This window comes from Parashewanella curva, assembly GCF_003675895.1.
Classification (GTDB): domain Bacteria; phylum Pseudomonadota; class Gammaproteobacteria; order Enterobacterales; family Shewanellaceae; genus Parashewanella; species Parashewanella curva.
Genome location: NZ_ML014786.1, coordinates 13,273 through 37,882, shown reverse-complemented (window position 1 = coordinate 37,882; position 24,610 = coordinate 13,273). Strand labels below are relative to the sequence as shown.

At 39.7% G+C, this 24,610-nt stretch carries 21 protein-coding genes and 3 tRNA genes; 15 read left to right on the top strand and 9 right to left on the bottom strand.

All coding sequences use genetic code 11. The features are described 5' to 3' along the window. From D5018_RS12725 to miaE, 5 genes are all read left to right on the top strand, one after another. Complete coding sequence (locus D5018_RS12725) at nucleotides 1-1,437, top strand: hypothetical protein (RefSeq protein ID WP_121839381.1); 1,437 nt, start codon at nucleotides 1-3, stop codon at nucleotides 1,435-1,437. Nucleotides 1,438-1,542: 105 nt separating this feature from the next. Next, nucleotides 1,543-1,857 (top strand): hypothetical protein, encoded by a 315-nt coding sequence (locus D5018_RS12720; protein ID WP_121839380.1) that lies wholly within the window; start codon nucleotides 1,543-1,545, stop codon nucleotides 1,855-1,857. Next, nucleotides 1,854-2,090: a hypothetical protein gene (locus D5018_RS12715; RefSeq protein ID WP_121839379.1), complete on the top strand. Its 237-nt coding sequence runs from the start codon at nucleotides 1,854-1,856 to the stop codon at nucleotides 2,088-2,090. The genes D5018_RS12720 and D5018_RS12715 overlap by 4 nt, the downstream gene beginning before the upstream one ends. 281 nt (nucleotides 2,091-2,371) lie before the next feature. Then, nucleotides 2,372-3,943 (top strand): hypothetical protein, encoded by a 1,572-nt coding sequence (locus D5018_RS12710; RefSeq protein WP_121839378.1) that lies wholly within the window; start codon nucleotides 2,372-2,374, stop codon nucleotides 3,941-3,943. Nucleotides 3,944-4,085: 142 nt separating this feature from the next. Further along, nucleotides 4,086-4,844, top strand: coding sequence for a tRNA isopentenyl-2-thiomethyl-A-37 hydroxylase MiaE (gene miaE, locus D5018_RS12705; RefSeq protein ID WP_121839377.1), 759 nt, complete (start codon nucleotides 4,086-4,088; stop codon nucleotides 4,842-4,844). A gap of 8 nt (nucleotides 4,845-4,852) precedes the next feature. On the opposite strand, the gene D5018_RS12700 is transcribed toward miaE, so the two are convergent. Beyond that, nucleotides 4,853-5,563 (bottom strand): UDP-2,3-diacylglucosamine diphosphatase, encoded by a 711-nt coding sequence (locus D5018_RS12700; RefSeq protein ID WP_121839376.1) that lies wholly within the window; start codon nucleotides 5,561-5,563, stop codon nucleotides 4,853-4,855. A 9-nt stretch (nucleotides 5,564-5,572) separates the two neighbouring features. Then, the gene (locus tag D5018_RS12695) at nucleotides 5,573-6,067 is read right to left on the bottom strand and encodes a peptidylprolyl isomerase (protein ID WP_121839375.1); all 495 of its coding nucleotides are present in this window, start codon (nucleotides 6,065-6,067) and stop codon (nucleotides 5,573-5,575) included. Nucleotides 6,068-6,279: 212 nt separating this feature from the next. On the opposite strand from D5018_RS12695, the gene cysS reads away from it, so the two are divergent. Beyond that, a complete protein-coding gene (cysS, locus tag D5018_RS12690; protein ID WP_121839374.1) occupies nucleotides 6,280-7,659 on the top strand; it encodes a cysteine--tRNA ligase in 1,380 nt (459 codons plus the stop codon). A gap of 62 nt (nucleotides 7,660-7,721) precedes the next feature. On the opposite strand, the gene folD is transcribed toward cysS, so the two are convergent. Next, nucleotides 7,722-8,576, bottom strand: a complete 855-nt coding sequence (folD, locus tag D5018_RS12685; RefSeq protein WP_121839373.1) for a bifunctional methylenetetrahydrofolate dehydrogenase/methenyltetrahydrofolate cyclohydrolase FolD — start codon at nucleotides 8,574-8,576, stop codon at nucleotides 7,722-7,724. A gap of 361 nt (nucleotides 8,577-8,937) precedes the next feature. Between folD and D5018_RS12680 the strand changes: the two genes are divergently transcribed. The 9 genes from D5018_RS12680 (at nucleotide 8,938) to ppiD (ending at nucleotide 18,113) form a co-directional block, all read left to right on the top strand. Further along, nucleotides 8,938-9,014 (top strand) — tRNA-Pro (locus tag D5018_RS12680). Between the two features lie 85 nt (nucleotides 9,015-9,099). Next, nucleotides 9,100-9,176: transfer RNA gene (locus tag D5018_RS12675), tRNA-Arg, on the top strand. 37 nt (nucleotides 9,177-9,213) lie between these two features. Further along, nucleotides 9,214-9,289: transfer RNA gene (locus D5018_RS12670), tRNA-His, on the top strand. Nucleotides 9,290-9,542: 253 nt separating this feature from the next. Further along, nucleotides 9,543-10,853: a trigger factor gene (gene tig / locus D5018_RS12665; protein ID WP_121839372.1), complete on the top strand. Its 1,311-nt coding sequence runs from the start codon at nucleotides 9,543-9,545 to the stop codon at nucleotides 10,851-10,853. A 92-nt stretch (nucleotides 10,854-10,945) separates the two neighbouring features. Further along, nucleotides 10,946-11,557 carry an ATP-dependent Clp endopeptidase proteolytic subunit ClpP gene (gene clpP, locus D5018_RS12660; RefSeq protein WP_121839371.1) on the top strand — a complete coding sequence of 204 codons (612 nt, stop codon included), beginning with the start codon at nucleotides 10,946-10,948 and terminating at the stop codon, nucleotides 11,555-11,557. 83 nt (nucleotides 11,558-11,640) lie between these two features. Continuing rightward, nucleotides 11,641-12,921, top strand: a complete 1,281-nt coding sequence (gene clpX / locus D5018_RS12655; protein ID WP_121839370.1) for an ATP-dependent protease ATP-binding subunit ClpX — start codon at nucleotides 11,641-11,643, stop codon at nucleotides 12,919-12,921. A 169-nt stretch (nucleotides 12,922-13,090) separates the two neighbouring features. Continuing rightward, complete coding sequence (lon, locus tag D5018_RS12650) at nucleotides 13,091-15,460, top strand: endopeptidase La (RefSeq protein ID WP_121839369.1); 2,370 nt, start codon at nucleotides 13,091-13,093, stop codon at nucleotides 15,458-15,460. 245 nt (nucleotides 15,461-15,705) lie between these two features. Beyond that, nucleotides 15,706-15,978, top strand: coding sequence for a nucleoid-associated protein HU-beta (gene hupB / locus D5018_RS12645; RefSeq protein WP_121839368.1), 273 nt, complete (start codon nucleotides 15,706-15,708; stop codon nucleotides 15,976-15,978). 248 nt (nucleotides 15,979-16,226) lie between these two features. Beyond that, nucleotides 16,227-18,113 (top strand): peptidylprolyl isomerase, encoded by a 1,887-nt coding sequence (gene ppiD, locus D5018_RS12640; protein WP_121839367.1) that lies wholly within the window; start codon nucleotides 16,227-16,229, stop codon nucleotides 18,111-18,113. Between the two features lie 63 nt (nucleotides 18,114-18,176). Here the strand turns inward: ppiD and D5018_RS12635 are convergent, their stop codons facing one another. The 6 genes from D5018_RS12635 to D5018_RS12610 all read right to left on the bottom strand — a co-directional run bounded on the left by D5018_RS12635 (nucleotide 18,177) and on the right by D5018_RS12610 (nucleotide 24,608). After that, nucleotides 18,177-19,373 (bottom strand): hypothetical protein, encoded by a 1,197-nt coding sequence (locus tag D5018_RS12635; protein WP_121839366.1) that lies wholly within the window; start codon nucleotides 19,371-19,373, stop codon nucleotides 18,177-18,179. 244 nt (nucleotides 19,374-19,617) lie between these two features. After that, nucleotides 19,618-20,820, bottom strand: a complete 1,203-nt coding sequence (gene fabV / locus D5018_RS12630) for an enoyl-ACP reductase FabV (RefSeq protein ID WP_121839365.1) — start codon at nucleotides 20,818-20,820, stop codon at nucleotides 19,618-19,620. A 104-nt stretch (nucleotides 20,821-20,924) separates the two neighbouring features. Next, complete coding sequence (locus D5018_RS12625) at nucleotides 20,925-21,698, bottom strand: peptide ABC transporter ATP-binding protein (RefSeq protein WP_121839364.1); 774 nt, start codon at nucleotides 21,696-21,698, stop codon at nucleotides 20,925-20,927. Continuing rightward, on the bottom strand, nucleotides 21,695-22,687 hold the full coding sequence (locus tag D5018_RS12620) for an oligopeptide/dipeptide ABC transporter ATP-binding protein (protein WP_121839363.1): 993 nt from the start codon (nucleotides 22,685-22,687) through the stop codon (nucleotides 21,695-21,697). The genes D5018_RS12625 and D5018_RS12620 overlap by 4 nt, the downstream gene beginning before the upstream one ends. 12 nt (nucleotides 22,688-22,699) lie before the next feature. Then, complete coding sequence (locus D5018_RS12615) at nucleotides 22,700-23,590, bottom strand: ABC transporter permease subunit (protein WP_121839362.1); 891 nt, start codon at nucleotides 23,588-23,590, stop codon at nucleotides 22,700-22,702. Then, a complete protein-coding gene (locus D5018_RS12610) occupies nucleotides 23,577-24,608 on the bottom strand; it encodes an ABC transporter permease (protein WP_121839361.1) in 1,032 nt (343 codons plus the stop codon). Before D5018_RS12610 ends, D5018_RS12615 begins: the two co-directional genes overlap by 14 nt. Nucleotides 24,609-24,610: the final 2 nt, after the last annotated feature.

Genomic DNA, 24,610 nt, shown 5'->3' with positions numbered 1-24,610 from the left:
ATGTCTAAGCACTTAGGATTTTTTAATGTCAATGCTGATGTAGATAGTCATGAGTTATCTGGGTTTGATATTAATGATCCTATCAAGGATAAACACTTTTTGATTGACGGCTTTAGTGACTCCGCAGAATTTACAACAACCTATGATGCTGTTGAAACCGATCAGCAATCAAATACCAGAGTGAAAAGATTTAAGCTGGATTTAAATATTGGTAATACTTTTGCTGGAATAAAGCCTAGCCTAAAAGTCAAACCCAAAAGCCAGCTGGAAGTGAGTAATGTAGATGGTATTTCAGTTCCTATAACTCAAATATTAGGCTTTGCCTCTCCTCAGCATAGTGTTTCTTCAATACCCAAAAATCAAGATACAGTGACATTTGTTACTACTGTTCAATTTTGTCATTTTTATGGTGAGTCAAATGAAACTCACGATGTTGAAATCTCTTTAGTCAAAAAGACTGGCGTGCATCAGGCAGCGGTTGTTAGTCAACCGGGAGTAAGTGTTACTGAAAATGCGGTTCCTGTAGAATTTAAAGGAGGCAATGGTTCGCCATTAAGTGTTTTTATTGAGGGAGAAATTTCATTCAAAAATGTTGATTTATCACAGGCCGTTGATGGATACCTGCATAGACTTGAATTACATATCACCCCTCTAAATAATGCTTCAAATTTACCAGAGCATGCTTTCGGGTATTTAAATCGTTATATAGTCCATTTTGATAAACAAAATAAAGAGACCTTGAATAATATTCTTTCAAGTATGGAGTTAATTAAAGGTGGTGTTTCAATCAATCTTGGCGATTTTGATAATAATACCAGTACAGGAAATCAATTTAACTTTGCTCCTATGATCCTCGAAACCGTTCCAACTCAAGATATCCCTGGGCAATATCCCACATCAGGAGATTATAACGATGCACCTCCTATATCTGGTTGGTATGTTCCAAATCTAAATATGTACAATATTGGTTATGGTAACGTTCAAGGCCCACTTAACCTGTCTTCTGAAGCCGAAGTTAATACTTTTAATACGAGAAACATTGCATTACAAGACTATTTGATGAGCCAAGGTGACAGTTTTCAAAATCAGCCAATAGATTTAAACGTTTTTGGAAATGATCGTTTCTTTATGGTTGATAGCATAGACGTTAACGGTCGAATAAAGCTTAAAAGGATGGATGAAAACGCCAATGAGCTGCCCACATATTTTGATTTTTCACATGTGGCTGATGGTGACCAAGTTTGGTGGGGAAGTCGAGTCAGGTGGGTAAGGCGCCCCAAAGATGGTCGAGCCAAAATTTATGAAGGGTATTTTGGTTGGCATTCTGAAGATGGTTCTTATGCTTTTCTCAATTTAAATGATGATGAAAAATCACTCGATACTCTGCCGCAAAAAGGAGATGTGATTGCCATGGAATTTGCTAAAACAGTGAATTAACCAATAAGAAAACGTTGTATCTAAAAAACACAATGCCAACGTTAAATCGTAATTCAGCCAAGCTTATTAGGATGAAAGAATACTTCTTTAAAACAATGTTATCCTATGACTCTCAAGAGTGTGTTGGTTTACATCATTTGGATTTTTAACTGGATTTCATTTGGAGTCTTTGCCGGCACAATACCTTTGCACATGGAGTGTCCTCACACATCAAGCTCAAACAATACTGTTTTTCTTTTCCCTAAAAATCTAGGGTTATTTTTTGTTAATTCAGATGTAATCCCAAGTGATATTTATGGCTTAGAGTTTAAAGATCCTAACTCAAATATCACATACGCCGTTTCGGGAATGAAATACAATATCGATTTTGCCGTAACCCTAGATAAACTCGTTACCGATCAGCAGTCGAACAAAGAGTGAGACGTTTCAAAGTTAAATTCTTAGAGCGTAACCAAGACAGTAATTTTGATCATGACAGTCTAATGAATGGTCAAAATTCAACATCAATAAGCAACCCTACACTTAATGATACTTTTGGAGTCATTACCTTTACCACATACTGTGATGTATCTCCCCAATACAGTGCTGATTTACAATACGAAGTCAGATTGATTGTTAACGTTAGCTCTGGTGGGCGTTGGGAAGTAATTTAGGCGTAGCAGCATTAGCTTTAGTCAACGGAGAATTAATCGTTTTAATTAAGTACCTAATGGGAGTTAAGTTTTCTTAATTTAAACGGTAATTCTAAGTCACTGAATACCTTGCAACGTATGGGTGATGTGGTCGAGTTTGAGTTTGCAAAAACTTCGAGATAAGCAGTGTTATTATGAATAAACATTAATCAAATTAAGACGTTATATATTATATGCTTATACCTCATAAGTTACGTTTGGTGTTCACTCCAAGAGCACCTGAATCCAATTGAGGTATTATTATGCTTAAGAAGATATTCATAACCAATATCGAAGTAATTTTTGCTATCTCTGTAGCTGTATTTGCTTCGAGTGTTCAAGCTGGAACAATTCCTATTAATGTAAATTGTGGCGGTGCCGACTCTACAGCGTTAATTACCATGCCCAAGCATCTTGGTTTTTTTAATGTAAATGCAGGTGTAACTAGCAAGGATTTATCTGGTTTTGAAGTGATTGATCCAACCAATAATCAGCGTTTTTTAATTGATGGATTAAAGGAGTTCAAGGACTATACGACGAATTTTGATGGCGTACAAACAGATCAGCAATCGAATCAAAAAGTAAGACGCATAAAAATGGATTTAGATTTGCAAACAGCATTTGCAGGTACATTTCCTAATCCTAGTGTCGCCTCTCAACAAAGTGAAAATGCAAAACTTAATGGTGAAAGTATTCCTTCAACAAGAATAATTGGGTTTGCAAAACCCATTGCCCACAGTAATAACACATTTGGGGAACAAGATACTTCTACTTTCCTTGCTACAAGTAAGTTTTGCAATGTTTATGGTATCTCAAATGGCATTCATAACGTGCAGGTGTCATTAATCACATTAGATGACTCTGCTAATGCTACAATCGTAAGTAAACCCGGAATTCAAATTACTAAAGATGCAGTACCAGTAGAGTTTAAAGGTGGCAATGGTTCTCCATTAAGTATTTTTATTGAAGGTGGTATTACTTTTAAAGATGTAGACTTAACGCATGCTATGACAGGTATCGAAAGTAAACTCTATCTCAAACTCAAGCCTTTAAACAGTTCAACTAAATTCCCTAAAAATTATTTTAGTTATGTGAGTAGGCTACTAGATCAGCATGACTCAACAAATACGTTAATCGGAAAAAGTGGGATATCTAGTATGAAATTTTTGCCTGATAGCTTTCTCTTTTCTATCGGACAGTTAGATCGAGGGGCTACAAGCGGTAACACTTTTAGTTTTCACCCAAGTATTATTGAGACAGTAAAAGACAAAGGTGAAAGTAGAGGGGATTTCAATACTGACAACTATAACGATGCCCCGCCTGTGTCAGGCTGGTATTCACCAAGCCTTGCTGTCGTGAATAGCTCTAAATCAGGAGTATTTGCTCCAATTAATCTCGATGCTCAAGTCACAACTGATACTTATATTGATTCAAGTAATTTTTATCCGTGGTTACTTATGACTTCAGGTGATCAATTCCAAGACGCACCTTTAAATATCGATACCTTTGGAAACAGCCGTTTCTTTGTTGTGGATAGTATCGATAGCAATGGGCGCATAACGTTAAGAAAAGAAAATACCAGCTCCGATGATAGATCCAATTATCTTGATTTTTCTAACATTGCCACTGGGGACAAAACTTGGCGGGGAAGCAGAGTTCGTTGGGCAAAACGTCAAGGTGATGGCTCTATAAAAATCTATGAAGGTTATATTGCTGAGCATTCGTCAGATGGGCATTCCGCAATTTTAAAACCAAATGATAGTTCTGTTACCGTCGCAGATCTTCCTGCTGTACATCAAGATGTTGCATTTGAATTTGCCAAGACGAACCAATAGAGAAGTAATGAAATAAATATAAATGCCCGTTTTATCGACGGGCATTTTTTTATGGTTTTAGTTTGTAAATGACAGTTACGACTTTGGAGTAAACGCTGATTGCGATACAATCGCGCTATTGTTATTTAAGGAAATTCAGTCGTTGAGCTACACAGAGTTACTTTCTCCAATTCATCAATTTTTAAAGTGCAGAACCCCTGACGAATGGATAACAGAGGCGATAAAGCCTGAAAATTTGTCGGTAATTTTAATCGATCATCTAATCTGTGAGTTAAAAGCCGCTCAAAGTGCCATGTACTTGATTCGCAAGTATGCCGTAGATAAAGAAAGTGGCGATGCCTTATTAGAATGGTTAAAGCCATTTGAAGATTTTGCTTATCGTAAAGAAGGTGATTGGCGCGAACTGGTTAAACACAATACGTTAACCAAATCCATGCTACCTAAGTCCGGTATGCCTTATGGTCAAGACTTGGTAGATAAAATGGTGCTTTTGATAAAAGAAGAATTGCACCATTTTTATCAAGTTTTGGAATTGATGGATGAGTTTGATATACCATACGAAAACATCACTTCAAGTCGATATGCCAAAGGCATGATCCGTCATGTAACCAGCTATGAACCTGATACCTTGATTGATAAGTTAATCATCGGTGCATACATTGAAGCCAGATCTTGTGAACGTTTTGCAGCGATTGCTCCTCATGTTGATAAACGTTTAGGTGACTTTTATGTTTCTTTACTTCGAAGTGAAGCTCGACATTATCAAGACTACTTAATGCTGGCTGAAGAAATTGAAGGTGGCGATATTTCAGAACGAGTGGCGTTTTTTGGTGAGAAAGAATCTGAGTTAATCAGTACTCCAGATTCTGATTTTAAGTTTCATAGTGGAGTGCCTCAGTAGTTGAGGCACTAAAAAGGCAGTGTGTGTAACGTCGCTCCATCTTGAGATACTTCTAACATACTGCCTTGTTCATACCAGTCACCAACCACAATTCGCTCTCTGATTTCATCGACTTGGTTATAACCTGGCCTATGGGTATGTCCGTGAATCATTTGTACCGTGTTAGTTTGCTGCATTAGCTTTTTCACAGCAGAAGGCTCAACATCCATGATTTGAGTGGTTTTATATTGGTTTGAACTTTTGCTTTTATTTCGAATTTTGCTAGCTATGGCTCTGCGGATACCACCCGGTAGACTGGCATATAACCATTTTACCCAAGCTTTGTTTCGAAACTCGCGGAATTTTTGATAGTCTTCATCTAAAGTACAAAGGCTATCACCATGGAGTATAACCGTAGGTTTACCGTATAAGTCTAAGGTATGAACTTCATCCAAAATTTTCATTCCGGCTTGACGTGCATATCTGTGGCTTAATAAGAAGTCACGATTGCCATTGATAAAATAAATTTTGGTGTATCGGGATATAGCCTTGAGTTTTTCAGCAACTTCTATTGCAAACGGCTCGGCTACATCATCACCAACCCACACTTCAAAAAGATCACCAAGGATGTACAGCGCCTCAGCTTTTTGTGCATGAGTCTGCAAAAAATGAAAAAAACAATCTGTGATATAAGGGTGATCTTCACTTAAATGAAGATCACCAATAAAAAGTACGCTCATACTAAAAAATTAGCCGTCGATAGATACTTTTTCAATAATAACCGCTTCTAATGGTACGTCAGCATGCATACCTTTAGTGCCAGTTGCAACGTTCTTGATTTTCTCAACAACGTCCATGCCTTCTACTACTTCACCGAATACACAGTAGCCCCAGCCTTGAAGAGTTTCAGATTTGAAATCTAAGAAATCATTATCTTTTACATTGATAAAGAACTGTGAAGAAGCAGAGTGAGGAGCTTGAGTACGAGCCATTGCAAGTGTACCTTTCTTGTTAGAAAGACCATTATTTGCTTCGTTTTGAATCGCTTCTTTAGTCGTTTTTTGTTGCATGTCTTCAGTGAAACCACCACCTTGGATCATGAATCCATCAATAACACGGTGGAAAATAGTACCATCAAAAAAGCCGTCTTTAACATAAGACTCAAAGTTAGCTGCTGTGATAGGCGCTTTTTCATGATTAAGTTTGATTTTGATATCGCCAAAGTTTGTATGTAATGTGATCATTTCGCTAATTACTTCATAGAATAAAGCTGAATTTTAGCTTAATCCTATATTTCACTCAATTAGTTCATCAGAAGTTAAATCAAGTGTATTCAACTTTATTGTCACCATGCTAGAATTTTACCTCTGTGACACATTAATTATGTAGTCATATTGGTAAGTGGATATGTGTTGCTAATCCACAATTGTTTTAGTTTTCCAAAAAGAGATCGAAGATGCTGAAGATATACAACAGCTTGACCCGCAAAAAAGAAGAGTTTACGCCAATTCGTTCAGACAAAGTTGGCATGTATGTTTGTGGAGTCACCATTTACGATCTCTGTCACATTGGCCATGGTAGAACCTTTGTGTCTTTTGACATGATTGCCCGTTACCTTCGTTATAAAGGCTACAACCTTGATTACCACCGCAACATTACTGATGTTGACGATAAAATTATTAAGCGTGCTAACGAAAACAACGAATCTTGTGATGCGTTGACTGAGCGCTTGATCAATGAAATGTACGCAGATTTCGATGCGTTAAATATGATCCGTCCAGATCTAGAACCTCGTGCGACTCAGCATATCCCTGAAATGATTGATATGGTTGAGCGCCTGATAGAACGCGACCATGCATACGTATCAGAAAGTGGCGACGTACTATTCCGCGTTGAATCATTTGCTGATTACGGCCGTTTATCTGGTCAAGACTTAGATCAACTAAAAGCAGGTGCTCGCGTTGAGGTTGAAGATTCAAAAGAAAATCCAATGGATTTTGTGTTATGGAAAATGTCTAAACCAGGTGAGCCTACTTGGGATTCACCATGGGGACCAGGTCGTCCAGGCTGGCACATTGAATGTTCAGCAATGAATAGCAAACATTTAGGACTGCATTTTGATATTCATGGTGGTGGTTCAGACTTACAATTTCCACACCATGAAAATGAAATTGCCCAGTCATGCTGTGCCCATGATACACCTTATGTAAATTATTGGATGCACTCAGGTATGGTGATGATCGACAAAGAGAAAATGTCGAAGTCATTGAATAACTTCTTTACCATTCGTGATGTACTTGAGCATTATGATTCTGAATCTGTACGTTATTTCTTGTTGTCAGGTCATTATCGTAGCCAAATCAACTACACCGAAGATAACTTGAATCAAGCTCGTGCAGCTGTTGAACGTTTATATACGGCAATTAACGGCTTGGATTTGAGTGTAGAGCCTGCTGAAGTACCCGAATTTGTAGCTAAATTTGATGCTGCGATGGATGACGACTTCAATACGCCAGAAGCTTATTCTGTACTGTTTGATATGGCGCGTGAAATCAATCGCCTTAAAGGTAAAGATGATGCCGCAGCAAACGCACTAGGTGCTAAGCTAAAGCAGCTAGCTGATGTTCTAGGCTTATTGAAGCAAGAGCCAGAAGCCTTCTTTAAAGGTGAGGGCAGTCAAGATGAAGTGGCTGAAATCGAAGCTTTAATTGTTGAACGTAACCGTGCAAGAACAGAAAAGGACTGGCCAGCAGCCGATAAAGCCCGTGATGCGTTAAATGCACTTGGTGTCATCTTAGAGGATGGTGCTAACGGTACTACTTGGCGTAAGAAGTAATTTATAGTTAAGCACAAAAAAAGCCAGCAGTTTGCTGGCTTTTTAATGGGCATCTCTAACGACTAATCGTGATACTCTTCAGCCGCAAATAAGGTATTTTCTAATAGGCTAACAATAGTCATTGGGCCAACACCACCAGGAACTGGCGTGATAAAGCTGGCACGCTTAACGGCTTCTTCATATTGAATATCACCAACCAAACTGCCGTCTTCAAGGCGATTAATACCCACATCAATCACTACAGCACCTTCTTTAATCCATTCACCTGGAATAAAGTTTGGTTTTCCTACTGCAACGACTAATAAATCTGCTTGTCGAACCTTTTCTTCTAAGTTCTTAGTGAAGCGGTGACAAGTCATAGTCGTGCTTCCTGCTAAAAGTAGTTCAAGCGTCATTGGACGACCAACAATATTGGAGGCACCTACAATTGTTGCATCTAATCCGTAAGTATCAACACCCGTTGACTCAATTAAAGTCATGATCCCTTTCGGAGTGCATGAACGAAGAAGTGGAATACGCTGAGCAAGGCGTCCTACATTGTATGGGTGGAAACCATCGACATCTTTATCAGGACGAATTCGTTCAATGATTTTTTCTTCATTGATATGTTCAGGTAAGGGTAATTGAACAAGAATACCATCTACAGAAGGGTCTTCGTTACATTGGTCGATAATTCGAAGTAATTCTAATTCTGTAGTGTTAGATGGGAGGTCGTGAGAGTGAGAGATAAAGCCTACTTCTTCACAAGCACGGCGTTTGCTACCAACATAAACTTCAGAGGCGGGATCGGAACCGACGAGTATTACAGCTAGTCCTGGAGCTCTTTTACCCTGAGCGATACGCTCAGCAACTTGGTTTTTTAATTGGCTACGAATGGATTTAGCGATTGCCTTGCCATCAATTATTTGGGCAGTCATAGGTGTAGGATATCCTTTAAATGCGATGCAAAGGTTAGGGCGTGCCCTAAAAATAAGACTTTAATTAAGTAGTTATTATCGACCCACGATGTTTGTTAAAGGCATTTTTTAATGGAGGGTATTAACGCCAGTAACGCATTTTTATTTATTGTAATAGGCTAACTCAATTAATAATCGGGCGTATTCTATCAATAGTAGGTATTGCTGTCATTGTGAAAGCCTCTCAAAATGCATGAAAAAAGCTTAATTAGCTTGTTAATTCATCACACAGTAAGCTTTTTCAAAAAAATCGTTGACGGAAAAAATCAGAGGCTATAATATTCGCTCCGTTCTCAAGCAGCAGGCTAGCTTGAAACACTCTCGGTGATTAGCGCAGCCCGGTAGCGCATCTGCTTTGGGAGCAGAGGGTCAGAGGTTCGAATCCTCTATCACCGACCAAATTTATTGTCATTTGCCACGGTGAGTGACTAAAATAGCTAAGGAAGCTATTTCCGGTTTAGGACATTTTTAATAAAAATGCCATGCGCCCGTAGCTCAGTTGGATAGAGCATCCGCCTTCTAAGCGGATGGTCGCAGGTTCGAATCCTGCCGGGCGTACCATCTTTCTATTTAGAAAGATATAAAATTAGTTTCAGCGGTGATTGTAGCTCAGTTGGTAGAGTCCCGGATTGTGATTCCGGTTGTCGTGGGTTCGAACCCCATCAGTCACCCCACTCTTTTAAAAAGGCGACCTTAACGGTCGCCTTTTGCTATTCAGTTGGTTCTTAAACTCGACATAATTCACACTCTTAAAATAGCTGAATTCTCAGCTTTTCTGCCCTACTTGAGTATATAGATAAGCATGGCTATAATGGCGCGTCTTATATCAAAGTAACTCGGTGTATTAAACACCCAAGAACGAATTCTTAAACGTAGCTGAGGCTTCGGCTATGACAAAGGACGTTAGACAAATTTCGAGGTAAAATAATGCAAGTTTCTGTAGAAACAACCCAAGGTTTGGAGCGTCGTTTAACGATCTCTGTACCTGCAGGCGATCTAGAAAAGCTAATCAAAAACGCACTGGTACAAGAAGCACGCCGTGCTAAAATCGCTGGGTTCCGTCCTGGTAAAGTACCTGTAAGCGTTATTCAAAAGCGTTACGGTGCTGCTATTGAGCATGATATTAAAAATGAATTCATGCAACGCAATTTCGTTGAAGCAATCATTGCTGAAAAAATTAACCCAGCAGGTGCACCAGCATTTACACCAGGTACTACAGAAGGCGAGAACTTTGAGTTCACTGCTACTTTTGAAGTTTATCCTGAAGTTGAGCTTAAAGCTTTAGATGCAATCAACGTTGAAAAGCCAGTTGCAGAAGTAACTGACGCTGACGTTGATAACATGATCGAAACTCTACGTAAGCAACACGCTACTTATGAAGTGGTTGAGCGCGCGTCAGAAGACGGTGACAAAGTTAAAATGAACTTTGTTGGTACTGTTGATGGTGAAGAGTTTGAAGGCGGTAAAGCTGAAGATTTCGAACTTCAACTAGGTAGTGGTCGTATGATCCCTGGCTTCGAAGACGGCATCCTTGGTAAGAAAGCGGGTGAAGAATTCGATATCGACGTAACTTTCCCTGAAGATTACCACGCTGAAAACCTAAAAGGTAAAGCGGCTAAGTTTGCTATCACTTTGACTGAAGTTCAAGGCGGTACATTACCAGAAGTAAACGAAGACTTTGCTGGTCTATTTGGTGTAGCTGAAGGTGGCGTTGACGCTCTTAAAGCTGAAATCCGTAAGAACATGACTCGTGAGCTTGAGCAAGCGCTTAAAGCAAACGTTAAAGAGCAAGTGATCAACGGTCTATTAGACAACAACGAAATCGAGCTACCAAAAGCATTAATCGATGGCGAAGTTCATGCTCTACGTCAGCAAGCACTTCAACGCTTTGGCGGTGCTGATCAAAATAACAACATGCCTGAGCTACCAGCTGAGTTATTTACTGAGCAAGCTGAGCGTCGTGTTAAGATCGGTCTACTTCTTGGTGAAGTTATTAAGACTAACGAACTTAAAGCTGATGACGATAAAGTTAACTCTCTAATCGAATCTATGGCTTCTGCATACGAAGACCCTTCTGAAGTTGTTGAATACTACAACAAGAACGAAGAACTTATGCAGAACATGCGTAACGTTGCCCTTGAAGAGCAAGCAGTTGAAGAAGTACTGAAAGCTGCTAAGGTTTCTGATAAGGAAGTACAGTTTGAAGAATTTATGAACAAGGCAAATGCCCAAGCATAAACTCAAGCTTGACTTGAACGGCTAGAAGCCATTTATAATGGTTCGTATGAGGCTCCTCGTGCGAGCCATTTTTATTTTAAGGAAAATAAATAATGCATAAAGCGCCAGAATCTGTCCTGAATTCATTGGTTCCAATGGTAGTCGAACAAACTGCTAAAGGTGAGCGTTCATATGATATATACTCTCGTCTATTAAAAGAGCGAGTAATTTTCTTAGTTGGTCAAATTGAAGAACACATGGCTAACTTAATTGTTGCTCAGCTTCTGTTTTTAGAATCAGAAAGCCCTGATAAAGATATCTATCTTTATATTAATTCACCTGGTGGTTCAGTAACGGCTGGTATGGCAATTTATGACACTATGAAATTTATCAAACCAGACGTAAGCACGGTTTGTTTAGGTCAAGCAGCCAGCATGGGGGCTTTCTTATTAGCGGGTGGTACTAAAGGCAAGCGCCATTGTTTGCCTAACTCTCGTGTAATGATCCATCAACCATTAGGTGGCTTCCAAGGTCAAGCTTCGGATATCGCAATTCACGCTCAAGAGATCCTAGGCATTAAAGAAAAATTAAATAAAGTTTTGGCAGAACACACGGGACAACCGCTGGAAGTTATTGAAAAAGATACAGATCGTGACAATTTTATGAGTGCTGAACAAGCATTAGATTATGGATTGATCGACTCAGTCTTAACACACAGAGACTGATTTTTTAACAAGTCTGGGTTATGCTCAGATAATAGGATTCAAAATCACTATGCCATTTTAAAGTGGCATAAAGAGGTAAAATAATGGCCGACAATAATAGTAGTGGCGATAGCGGTAAATTGCTGTATTGCTCTTTTTGTGGAAAAAGCCAACACGAAGTGCGTAAGCTAATTGCTGGTCCATCTGTGTATGTCTGTGATGAATGTGTTGAGCTATGTAACGATATTATTCGTGAAGAGATCAAAGATATTTCTCCAAAGTCAGATGAAGATAAACTGCCAACACCTCACGAACTGCGTCAGCACCTTGATGACTATGTGATTGGGCAAGATAAAGCGAAACGAGTGCTAGCTGTTGCAGTTTATAACCACTACAAACGACTTAAGCATTCAGATCCAAACACTGAAGTAGAATTAAGTAAAAGTAATATTCTGTTGATTGGTCCAACGGGTAGCGGTAAGACTTTACTTGCAGAAACGTTAGCGCGCTCTCTGAATGTGCCATTTACTATGGCCGATGCAACGACCTTAACTGAAGCGGGTTACGTTGGTGAAGATGTTGAAAACATCATTCAAAAGCTACTACAAAAATGTGATTACGACGTTGAAAAAGCTCAGCGTGGTATTGTTTACATTGACGAAATTGACAAGATCAGTCGTAAAGCAGATAACCCATCAATTACCCGTGATGTATCAGGTGAGGGTGTTCAGCAAGCATTATTGAAGCTGATTGAAGGTACAGTTGCCGCTGTTCCCCCACAAGGTGGACGTAAGCATCCTCAACAAGAATTTCTTCAGGTAGACACTTCGAAGATCTTATTTATTTGTGGTGGTGCATTTGCCGGTTTAGAAAAGGTTATTGACCAACGCATCGATACAGGAAAAGGAATTGGTTTCGGAGCGACAGTAACCAGTGATGCTGACAAGAAGTCAGTTTCAGAGACTTTTGAGCATGTTGAGCCGGAGGATTTGGTAAAATTTGGTTTGATTCCTGAATTTATTGGTCGTCTACCTGTTGTTGCTACTTTGAAAGAGCTTGATGAAGATGCATTAGTTCAGATTCTGTCTGAGCCTAAAAATGCCATCACAAAGCAGTATGCTGCTCTATTCAATATGGAAGAAGTCGAGCTTGAATTCCGTGAAGATGCATTAAAGGCAATTGCTCAAAAAGCGATGGAGCGCAATACAGGTGCCCGTGGTCTACGCTCAATTGTTGAAAACATTTTACTTGATAGCATGTACGACATTCCATCTAACAATGATGTTAGTAAAGTTGTTGTTGATGAGTCTGTGGTAAACGGTGAGTCAGATCCTATTCTGATTTACAACAACCAAGAGACACAAGTGGCGAGTGGTGAACAATAAATCATCATAATACTGATTGTCGTCTAAAAAAATTAGTATTCTAGATTGAAAAAGGAGCATTAAGCTCCTTTTTTTTGTCTATGCTATTGAAAGGGCATCTAACGCCCTTATATAGTCTTTATATAAAGTTATTTTTACCTCCTTTTTACTCATCACACGGAATTGCAATATGACCCAAGAGAGTGCTACGCATATCGAACTCCCCGTATTGCCACTGAGGGATGTGGTAGTCTATCCGCACATGGTTATTCCGTTGTTTATTGGCCGCGAAAAATCAATTCGTTGCCTTGAAGCAGCAATGGAACAGGATAAACAGATTATCCTAGTTGCCCAGCGAGACGCCGACCTAGATGAACCAACCACTGATGATATTTTCGGTGTTGGTACAGTGGCTTCAATTTTGCAATTGCTCAAACTGCCCGATGGTACTGTTAAGGTACTTGTTGAAGGTGGTAAAAGAGCAGTTATTGAAAAGTTCACCCAAGAACAAGATTTCTTTGTTGCCAGTGCAAACGTGCAAGAAACGGAAACATTAGAAGCTAAAGAAGAAGAAGTTTTGGTGCGTAGCGCCATTGGACAGTTTGAAGGCTACATAAAGCTTAACAAGAAAATTCCACCTGAAGTACTCACTTCACTTTCAGGAATTGATGAAGCCGCTCGCCTTGCTGATACCATGGCTGCGCACATGCCACTAAAGCTTGCAGATAAACAGTCTGTCCTTGAGATGTTCAATGTTGCTGAACGTCTTGAATATCTGATGAGTATGATGGAAGCGGAGATCGACTTATTGCAGGTCGAAAAACGCATTCGTACTCGTGTTAAGAAGCAGATGGAGAAAAGTCAGCGTGAGTATTATTTGAATGAGCAAATGAAAGCCATTCAAAAAGAGCTAGGAGACTTAGACGAGGGACATGACGAATTTGATGTCCTCACTCAAAAAGTCGAAGATGCTCAAATGCCTGAAGAGGCAAAAAATAAAACGCTTGCTGAACTTAAGAAACTAAAAATGATGTCACCAATGTCAGCAGAGGCCACCGTGGTTCGAAGCTACATCGATTGGATGACATCTGTACCGTGGAAGAAACGTTCTAAAATCAAACGTGATTTGTCTAAAGCTGAACAAGTACTAGATACTGACCACTATGGCTTAGAAAAAGTCAAAGAGCGCATTCTTGAGTATCTAGCAGTTCAAAGTCGCGTTAAACAACTTAAAGGGCCTATTTTGTGTTTAGTAGGACCTCCAGGGGTTGGTAAGACTTCTCTTGGGCAATCCATTGCCAAGGCAACTGGTCGTAAGTATGTTCGTGTTGCATTGGGTGGCGTGAGAGATGAAGCAGAAATTCGTGGCCACCGTCGTACTTATATCGGTTCTATGCCAGGAAAGATTATTCAAAAGATGGCAAAAGTAGAGGTTAAAAATCCGCTTTTCCTTTTGGATGAAATAGACAAAATGAGCTCAGATATGCGAGGCGACCCTGCTTCAGCATTACTAGAGGTGCTTGACCCAGAACAAAACACAACATTTAACGATCATTATCTTGAAATTGATTATGATTTGTCTGATGTCATGTTTGTGGCAACCTCTAACTCGATGGATATTCCTGGTCCGTTATTAGACCGTATGGAAGTCATTCGTCTATCAGGTTATACAGAGGACGAAAAATTAAACATTGCTAAGCAACATTTGTTGCCAAAGCAAGTTGAACGCAATGGCTTGAAACCAGCTGAGATCTCAGTAGATGACAGTGCCATTATTAGCATGATTCGTTATTATACTCGTGAAGCAGGGGTTCGTGCTCTTGAGCGTGAATTATCGAAAGTTTGCCGTAAAGTTGTAAAACAGATTTTATTAGATAAATCTCTTAAAACGGTGACTGTAAATGAAAGTAACATTAAAGAGTTCTTGGGTGTTCAGCGTCACGATTATGGTAAGGCGGAGTCTAATAACCAAGTAGGACAGGTAACGGGTCTTGCATGGACTCAAGTTGGTGGTGATTTACTGACTATCGAAGCGACCTCAGTCCCGGGCAAAGGTAAGCTTACATACACAGGTTCGTTAGGTGATGTCATGCAAGAGTCAATTCAAGCTGCATTGACTGTGGTACGGGCTCGAGCTGAGGAGTTAGGTATCAATGCCGACTTCCATGAAAAGCGTGATATCCATGTGCATGTGCCTGAAGGTGCAACACCAAAAGATGGACCATCAGCTGGTGCCGCTATGTGTACGGCATTGGTGTCGAGCTTAACTGGAAATCCAGTATGTGCCGATATCGCCATGACAGGGGAAATTACTTTACGAGGTGAAGTTTTACCTATTGGTGGTTTAAAAGAAAAGCTACTTGCAGCGCATCGTGGTGGAATAAAACGAGTATTAATTCCACATGAAAATGAGCGAGATCTTGAAGAAATTCCAGATAATGTAAAAGCTGATCTTAAAATCTTCCCTGTTAGATGGGTGGATGAAGTGCTCGAACTTGCTTTAGAAAACCCTGTGAAGGGCTTCGAAGTGGTAAAAAAAGAGCAAAAATCAAAAAAATAACGCTATTCACTTAAAAAAATTGAAAAAAGGGCTTAACAAACCGCAGACCTGTGGTAGCCTAGGTAAGTGGATAATCAAGCCTCGACAGGTGTTGGGGCAATTGATTTATAGCTGCTTCCAATATTAAATTGGTTTTTTAAATTTGCTTGATAATATTTTCAAGCTTTATACAAAGCATCCGCAAACCGCGTAGATATAGAAGGACTTGGTTGCGGTGATTAAAATAGTACATTCAAGGGGATGACATGAACAAATCTGAACTAATTGAGAAAATCGCGTCTGATGCAGACATCACTAAAGCTGCTGCTGGTCGCGCACTAGACTCTTTTATTGCTGCTGTAACTGACACTTTAAAGAGCGGTGACAAAATTTCTCTTGTTGGTTTTGGTACATTTGAAGTACGTGAGCGCGCTGCACGTACAGGCCGTAACCCACAAACTGGTGCAGAAATCAAAATCGCTGCTGCTAAAGTACCTGCTTTTAAAGCTGGTAAAGCACTAAAAGACGCTGTTAACTAAGAATAGTGATTTTGTAGCCTTTAAGGTATTTGTATTTAAGCACTGCAACGCAGTGCTTTTTACGAATTTAGGGCTTTGGATTGTAGATACAATATAGTAACAATTATGACTGATATGTGATCGACAAACAGTGATGATAACGATTACAATTCAGTACTAATTGATGTTGAATTCGAAAATTCATATTACCAAAGAAAAGGCGCACATCATTGGCGCCTTTTTTATTACTTAACTAAGCGAGATATCTGATGTTAGAAAAGATTCGCGAGGGTTCACAAGGTGTAATTGCTAAAACAATTTTAATTCTTGTGATCTTATCTTTTGCCTTTGCAGGTGTGAGCAGTTATTTAGGCTCAAAAACAACTGTGGCTGCTGCTACGGTAAACGGTGAAGAGATCAGCAAAGCTGAATTAGAGCAACTGTATCAAAATGAACGTAATCGTCTACAACAACAATTAGGCGAAATGTTTGACACACTAGCCTCAAATGATGATTACTTAAAGAGTGTTAAAAAAAGTGTATTAGAGCGCTTAGTTGCTCAAAAGCTTGTAGACCAAGCTGCTTCTAATTTAAATTTAACCGTTTCAGATGCGCAGGTAAAACAAGCAATCCTTTCTGAGCCAGCGTTTCAAACCGATGGTCACTTTGATAATGATCGTTTTCAAGCTGTTCTTCGTCAATTAGGCTATCAACCTGCAGCCTTTAGTGAAAGCATGCGTGTAGATATGACTCGTCGTCAACTAGTAGAAGCGTTGATCGGTTCTGAATTTGCACTAAAGAGTGAAGCAAAAGATATTGCAGAACTACAAGGTCAAAGCCGTGATATCCGCTATGCGATTGTTGATGCTGAGCCATACAAAGCAGACATAAAAGTGACTGACGAACAGGCTAAAGATTACTACGATCAAAATACAAACCAGTTTGTACGTCCTGAACAAGTAAGCCTAGATTACGTTGAGCTAAATGCAGCTGACTTTGCTAATAAGGTTAACGTTTCTGAAGAAGATGCAAAGACTTACTATGATGAGCATAAGAATCAGTATCAAACTACTGAAAAGCGTCTTCCTGCTCATATCTTAATTCCTTTTGGTGACGATGAAGCAGCAGCAAAATCAAAAATTGAAGCCATTAAAAAAGAATTAGACAATGGTGCTGATTTTGCCGAACTTGCTAAAAAGGACTCTCAAGATACCTTTAGCGCTAAAAATGGCGGTAAACTTGATTGGTACGAGCAAGGTGTTATGGACCCTGCATTTGATGATGCATTATTCAAACTAAAAAAAGGTCAGGTGTCTGGTATTGTAAAATCAGAGTTTGGTTTTCACCTGATTAAACTACTTGATGAAAAGCCAGTTCAAACTCAAGCTTTTGCAGATGTTAAAGCTGATATTGAAAAAGAACTTAAAAAGCGTAAGGCTGATGATGAATTCTACTCACTGCAACAGAAGCTGGCCGATACCAGCTATGAAGTACCTGATACATTAGAAGATGCAGCTAAAGCCGTAAATGCTAAAGTGATGCACTCTGGTTTATTTGCTCGTAATAATCCTCCTGCAGTATTGAATGACCCTAAAGTGATCAAGGCTGCATTTTCTGAGCAAGTGTTAGATCAAGGCATGAACAGTGATGTGATTGAACTTGGTGATAACCATGTGATTGTTTTGCGTGTGAACGAACACAAGGTAGCGGGAACTAAATCATTTGATGAAGTGAAAGCTGATATCGTTGCCCGTATCAAGCAAGATAAAGCTAATGACCAAGCTAAAATCAAAGCTGAAGAATATGCTGCAAGTATCAAAGCAGGTAAGCCAGAAGTTAAGCTAACCACGAAGGCTAACGTTCACCGTTATGATAGAGAGTTACAGCTTGAACTTGTTTCAGAAGTATTTAAGCTATCTAAACCAGAACAAGCGCCTACAGTTGGTACAGTTGAGCTAACAAATGGCTATGCGGTAGTTGCTCTTGATAAGGTTAACCCTGCGGAAGGCATCAATGATGCAGTAATCGGCAGTTTACAACAGCAGTTAGCGAATAACTTCTCAGAGTTAGATTACCGTTCATTAATTGCATATTTAAAATCTAAAGCTGAAATTACTTATGCTGAAGATGCGAATGAGATTAGTGAGCTACAGTAATCTATAAGTTGTTTACTAAATAGGTGTATCAAAATCCTCTCCAGAAATGGAGGGGATTTTTTCTTATTGGCTACTGTTTTCTTTCCTATAAGCAAAACATGCACTTGGGGGAGCTTTAAAAGGCTCAAGAGATCGAATTAATTGCTCCATACCTCTTTTGTTTTTGGTTTCTTCTATACGATTGTTCGGATTGGTACATCTAAGTTCATGTGCAATCAAAAGCCCAGTGCCGATGGCATAGCGTACACAATTGTTATAATCCAAGAGCCAGCTCAAAATGCTACCATCGTTATACGATTTAAACTGAATTGTCATAGTTGGATACGTTTCTGTACTAGGGTAGATGTTATCCTTAGAGTCTATGATTATGGCTCCATCTTTAGAGTAAACAACTAATATCGCATGGTCTGGAGCCCAATCTTTTTTTATACCTACGACTTGCATAAGAAAAGGTTGTTGACAGTGGGGAAAGTGTTCATTACGCATAAAATCAAGATATTCTGTAAACTTACTCTCCGGAACACCTTTTAGGTATGATTCATCAAGTTCATTAGAACCATGATGACTTGGGAATGTCGGTCCAATGTACTCTATAGCGTGCTCAAGACCAGTTAGGTAATGTTCGAAAGCTTCTAATGCAAGTGAAGTTTCTAATGTTCCTGTAGCTTTTACTTTTTGTCTAAACTCATCAGCATGTTCGCTTGTACGTCCTGCTACTAGAGTTCTAGAATAGGACTCATTTTGTTGAGCATCGGCGCTGGTGATACTACACATCTCATTAACCATTTTACCATCTTCATTTTTAACTTGAATGGTTCTGTGGATAGTTTTATTTGCTTTGTTTTCCACTTCATCTAATTGAATAATGTCGTCCGCCATATCGAATTCGCCTATCGAAGAGCTTGGAATAATTGGCCCAGAGCCATTTGCATTAGGTATTTTGCAAAGAGTTTCTTGCGGTAAGACTTTTGGTGGAGCAGCTTGTTCATCAAGTGCTTTATGAGGTAGGAGCTCTTCTTGTTTAAAATTCGTTGAAACTTCTGGTGCTTGTGTTGTTTCAAAAAACGCAGCGTTAGGAGAGTTAGAACCAGAGTTTGTTGTTTTTCTGACTTCAAGGATCTTAGATTTGTAACCTTCACCAGGAGTTATTATCTCAATTTCAGCCCATGACTCCGATTCATCAAATTCGTATTTGCTAAGCCATCGCCACGAACAGGAACTTTCCGTCTTCAAGGGAATTTCAGGTTTAACACTTGCCATAGCTTTATCTCAAACATTATAAGTTAGCTTCTAAAGTAATACATTAGAAGTATAATGGCATTGAAAGTGAATAATAAATAATGAAGCTAGGGAAACGATTAAAATATCAAGTGGAGTTCGATGTGGATGTCGTTGATTTATAAGTGAAAAATATATGTTTGTTATTTGTAGAGTTGTCAATGATTAATTAACATTAAAAAACGCCGCATTGGAGCGGCGTTAGAAAATCAGAAAACTAAAGGCGTTAAAGTTCGATTACATCGAAATCGACAAGTGGATTAACATCAGCCTCGTAGTCAATGCCTTCAATTCCAAAACCGAATAGTTGTAAGAATTCATCTTTATATTCTTGGTAATCGGTTAAGTCTTTTAAGTTTTCAGAGGTTACGGTAGGCCATAACTCACGACAGTGTTGTTGAATTTCGTCTCGTAATTCCCAGTCATCTAGGCGTAAACGGTTACTTTCGTCAACTTCTGCTGCATGTCCATCAATACGGTATAGGCGATCGCTGAACATGCGGTTGATTTGTTCAATACAACCTTCGTGTAAACCTGCTGCGCGCATTTTCTTAAATACCATAGCGATGTAAAGTGGCATTACAGGAATAGCGGAACTTGCTTGGGTAACGACACTCTTAAGTACAGCAACGTTGGCACTACCGCCATTAACACCAAGTTTCTCATTTAGAGCGTGGGCTGCACGGTCTAAATCCATTTTGGCTTTACCTAAAGCGCCATGCCAATAGATTGGCCAAGTCATGTCAGTACCGATGTAACTATAAGCAACCGTTTTACAGTTGTCGGTTAGTACGCCTGCTTCAGATAGAGCATCAATCCAAAGCTCCCAATCTTGACCGCCCATAACTGTTACTGTGTCTGCAATTTCTTGCTCAGTAGCGGGTTCAACATGAGCTTCAATAATCGTGTCTTTATTGGTATCAACTGCAGTTGAAGAGTAAGTTTCACCGATTGGTTTAAGTGAAGAGCGGATCACTTCACCTGAATCTGGCATTTTACGAACTGGAGAAGCCAGTGAGTACACCACCATATCTACTTGACCAAGATCTTGTTTAATCAGCTCAATGGTCTTTTGTTTAGCTTCATGGCTGAATGCGTCACAGTTGATGCTCTTTGAGTATAAGCCTTCAGCTTTGGCAAATTTGTCAAAAGCAGCAGAGTTATACCAACCAGCAGTGCCCGGTTTTTTCTCTGTTCCTGGCTTTTCAAAGAATACGCCGATAGTAGCGGCGTTGTTACCAAATGCAGCCGTGATACGAGAGGCAAGGCCATATCCGCTTGATGAACCAATAACAAGTACTTTTTTAGGACCCTTCTTTAAGTTGGCATTGGCTTTGGTTATATTAATTTGTTCAAGAACGTTTGCTTCACAGCCTACTGGGTGTGTCGTGGTACAGATAAAACCACGAATTTTTGGTTTGATGATCATAGTTATTCTTCTGTTGAGTCGATTGGGGATAGAATAATAATTTATGTGTTAAATTGGCACTTATTTTTACTTGAAATGAGTAAATCTTAAAGTGGTTGGAGCAGTTAGCATAATTCCTGATCCCTTAGCAATTTCTGAGTGTAAGGATGTTGAGGGTCAGTGAATAATTGTTCTGTCGAAGCTCGCTCTACAATTTCACCCTTAAACAATACGATCACATTATCACTAATGTGGCGAATAATATTAAGGTTATGAGATACAAAGATAAAAGAGAGCCCTAGCTCTTTTTGCAGTTCAATCAATAGATTTAAAATTTGAGCTCTTACTGATAAATCTAACGCTGTTAATGCTTCATCTGCGATGATGATTTTGGGGTTTAGCATTAAAGCTCTTGCGACTGCCACTCTTTGCTTTTGCCCCTCTGAGATCATGTGAGGGTAGAAGTCGGCGTGCTCTGGAAGTAGGCCTACTTTTTTTAAAATTGAGAGTACTTGATCGTGTCGCTGTCGATCAGATAATGAAGTATTGAATTTTAAAGGTTCATCAAGTAATTCACCTATCGTCAGACGAGGATTCAAAGACGTATTTGGGTCTTGAAAGATCATTCTAATCAGACGACAGCGCTGCTTTACATTCCGTTTTTCAAGTGGGCTGCCATCAAAAAGAATTTCTCCGCCACTGCGTGCCTCTGCGCCAACAAGAATTTTGGCTAATGTACTTTTTCCTGAGCCAGCTTCACCCACAATCGCCAACGTTTCGCCCTCTTCGAGTGAGAATGAAATGGGTTGTAAAGCCTGAGAGCACTGACGCTTAAAGCCCTTATAACCTGAAAAGTATGTTTTTTTGAGGTTTTTCACCTCAAGCAGTGGTTGGCTCATTCGTTATTCTCTTGATTATAAGGAAAGTGACAAGAATAGCTGTGCTCTTTACGATGAGAGGGCAAAGGTTGATTCACACATTGTCGTTCAGCTTTTGGGCATCGAGGGCCTAAACGACAGCCAATGGGGAGATGTTGTAAAGCTGGAATCGAACCTGGCAGAGTGTCTAATATCATTTTACTACTGGCTCGAAACTTGTCGTTTGCGTAATGATCCATCAAGGTCTTAGTGTATGGATGAAAAGGCTTTTCAACGATTTTATCTGTTAAACCTGATTCTGCAACTTGACCACAATACAGTACGGTTAAGCTATTACACCATTTAGTCAAATTCTCTAGCTCATGACTTATCAATAAAACAGTTACGTTTTGAAGTTGGTTTAATTGGGTCAGCAAGCGAAATATTTGTGCCCGTGTGCTGGCCTCCATATTGGTTGTGGGTTCATCAGCAATTAATAGCTTTGGACGATGGGCGATGGCCATCGCTATCATTACTTTTTGACATTCACCTTCGGACAATTCCCATGCATAACTATCCATAATGGTTTCAGTGTTTTTGATCCCGACTTTATGAAGCCATTTATTAGCCATTTTTAATTTTGCAGCGCCGCGTTGCCAAAAGCGAGTTCCTTTCGGAACAGGCATGCTCTCTAATAGTTGAGAGCCGATGGTTTTTGCTGGATCAAAGCTGCCAGATGGGTCTTGGAAAATCATCGAAATGCTTGAACCCATAAGTTCTCGGCGTTCACTTGATGACATGGTCATCAAATTTTTACCATCGAACATCATTCTATCTGCGCTAATTGTCCAATTTGGGTCTTCAAGACCTATGATGGCTTTTGCAAGTAGGCTGCGACCAGATCCTGATTCTCCTAGAAGTCCTCTAATGTCACCAGCATTTAAAATCATGCTTACTTTTTCTAGTGCTTTGACTTTTCCGTGGGGAGTATCAAGCTCAATGGTTAAGTTTCTAATATCAAGTAAGGGCATAATAACTCAACCTTAATTGCGTTGAGGGGATAAAGCTGAGCGTAAGCCATCCCCCACTAAATTAATAGCCAAAACGGTAATCAAAATTGCGACGCCAGGAATGGTTACAGTCCAAGGAGCGATAAGAAAATGCTCAGTTCCTTGCATTACCATTGCTCCCCATTCGGGACTTGGCGCTTGAGCACCAAGATTAAGAAAACCCAGTGCGGCAATATCAAGAACAGCGACAGATAGTGCCAAAGTCACTTGAATTATCACAATATCCCAAACATTTGGCATGATCACATACCAGTATATTTGTAATGAATTAGCACCATCCAGCCTTGCAGCTGTCACATATTCCTTTTGGAGCTCTTCATGGATTGCTTGGTGAATTGCTCGAACAAATTGCGGAACAAGGGCTAAGCCAACAGCCCAGAACACATTTTCTAGTCCAGCTCCTAATACTGCAACGACTAACATCGCTAGTATTAACGACGGAATAGATAATAGTGCATCTAATAAATGACCTAAAATACTCGATTTGATACCACTCATCATGCCGGATAGTGAACCTAGTAAGAAGCCGATAATTAGTGCGGCAACAACGACAATCAACGACAATCCAAAAGTAAGGTGTGTACCATGAAGCACACGACTTAGAATATCTCGACCCAGTTCATCTGTGCCAAAAAAGTGAGTAACAGTTCCGCTTTGATCCCACGATGGTGGTAGTAATAGTGCATTAGGATCTTGTAATTCTGGCGGGAAGGGCGCTAACAACTCCCCAAATAGCATCACAAAAACTAAGACGAAAAGCAGCCATAGTCCAATCAATGCAAAAGGGTTTGATGAAAATGCCATCCATGTTCTTTTGGTTGGAGATGGGATGGCATCGTCTTGGTAAATTCTAATTCTGGCCATAAAGTTCTTTCTTAGTGATCGGGTTAACGAGGCTGTGAATCACATCAATTAAAATGTTTAAGAAAATAATCAACAGGGCTACAACGAATACGCCACCTTGAATAACTGTATAATCACGCTGGTAAATACCTGATACGAGCCAATAGCCAACGCCCGGCCATGCAAAGCTAACTTCTACTAAAATCGCGTAACTGGCAAAAGGGCCTAGCATAACGCCTAGTTGTTTAAACACTGGAATGAGAGCGTTAGGCAAGGCATGCTTGATGATGATTTGGCCTGTATGCAATCCACGTGCTTCTGCTGCACGAATATAAGTTTGACTCATCACATTTTGCATTGCAGAGCGGGTGATACGAATAACAACGGTTAGCGGCAAAATGGATAATGTGACAGCAGGTAAAATGATGTGCTGTAGTGCATCATAAAAGGCTGACATTCCATATTGTTTACTAGCCAAAAGACTGTCTATTACCAAGAAGCCTGTGACTGGTTTTATCTCATATAGCAAATTAATTTGCCCTGATACTGGTAACCAGTCTTGTTGAATCCCAAACCAATGGGCCAACATTAGCCCTATCCAAAAAACGGGTAACGAATAGCCTGTCAACGTAGTGGCAACAATAACGTTTTGGGTCATTTTATGGTGATTAAATGACGCAAGAACTCCAATTGGTATCCCTACAACTAAGGCAATTAACCCTGCGATGACCGCCAATTCAAATGATGCAGGTAAAACGACAAACAGTTCTTGAGAAATAGGATGGTGTGAAGTTAGAGACACCCCAAAATCCCCACTCAACCTATTTTGAACATAAGCAATAAATTGACTGATTATATTGCTATTTAAACTATAAGCCTGAGTAATGACCTGTTGTTGTGAAGGGGATGGATCGGCAATGCCTGATAATGCTACAGCTGGCGAAACAGGAAATAAATGGGTGACGTAAAAAAGCACCATTAGCATCACGCAAGACGTAGCAATAAATAAATTTAATCGTCGAACTAAATACCAAGTCATGA

Bases quoted from the DNA above. Each gene is read 5' to 3' on its own strand.
- D5018_RS12725 (WP_121839381.1), top strand. From the start codon at position 1: ATGTCTAAGCACTTAGGATTTTTTAATGTCAATGCTGATGTAGATAGT.
- D5018_RS12720 (WP_121839380.1), top strand. From the start codon at position 1,543: ATGACTCTCAAGAGTGTGTTGGTTTACATCATTTGGATTTTTAACTGG.
- D5018_RS12710 (WP_121839378.1), top strand. From the start codon at position 2,372: ATGCTTAAGAAGATATTCATAACCAATATCGAAGTAATTTTTGCTATC.
- D5018_RS12700 (WP_121839376.1), bottom strand. From the start codon at position 5,563: ATGAGCGTACTTTTTATTGGTGATCTTCATTTAAGTGAAGATCACCCT.
- D5018_RS12695 (WP_121839375.1), bottom strand. From the start codon at position 6,067: ATGATCACATTACATACAAACTTTGGCGATATCAAAATCAAACTTAAT.
- cysS (WP_121839374.1), top strand. From the start codon at position 6,280: ATGCTGAAGATATACAACAGCTTGACCCGCAAAAAAGAAGAGTTTACG.
- folD (WP_121839373.1), bottom strand. From the start codon at position 8,576: ATGACTGCCCAAATAATTGATGGCAAGGCAATCGCTAAATCCATTCGT.
- tig (WP_121839372.1), top strand. From the start codon at position 9,543: ATGCAAGTTTCTGTAGAAACAACCCAAGGTTTGGAGCGTCGTTTAACG.
- clpP (WP_121839371.1), top strand. From the start codon at position 10,946: ATGCATAAAGCGCCAGAATCTGTCCTGAATTCATTGGTTCCAATGGTA.
- clpX (WP_121839370.1), top strand. From the start codon at position 11,641: ATGGCCGACAATAATAGTAGTGGCGATAGCGGTAAATTGCTGTATTGC.
- lon (WP_121839369.1), top strand. From the start codon at position 13,091: ATGACCCAAGAGAGTGCTACGCATATCGAACTCCCCGTATTGCCACTG.
- hupB (WP_121839368.1), top strand. From the start codon at position 15,706: ATGAACAAATCTGAACTAATTGAGAAAATCGCGTCTGATGCAGACATC.
- ppiD (WP_121839367.1), top strand. From the start codon at position 16,227: ATGTTAGAAAAGATTCGCGAGGGTTCACAAGGTGTAATTGCTAAAACA.
- D5018_RS12635 (WP_121839366.1), bottom strand. From the start codon at position 19,373: ATGGCAAGTGTTAAACCTGAAATTCCCTTGAAGACGGAAAGTTCCTGT.
- fabV (WP_121839365.1), bottom strand. From the start codon at position 20,820: ATGATCATCAAACCAAAAATTCGTGGTTTTATCTGTACCACGACACAC.
- D5018_RS12625 (WP_121839364.1), bottom strand. From the start codon at position 21,698: ATGAGCCAACCACTGCTTGAGGTGAAAAACCTCAAAAAAACATACTTT.
- D5018_RS12620 (WP_121839363.1), bottom strand. From the start codon at position 22,687: ATGCCCTTACTTGATATTAGAAACTTAACCATTGAGCTTGATACTCCC.
- D5018_RS12615 (WP_121839362.1), bottom strand. From the start codon at position 23,590: ATGGCCAGAATTAGAATTTACCAAGACGATGCCATCCCATCTCCAACC.
- D5018_RS12610 (WP_121839361.1), bottom strand. From the start codon at position 24,608: ATGACTTGGTATTTAGTTCGACGATTAAATTTATTTATTGCTACGTCT.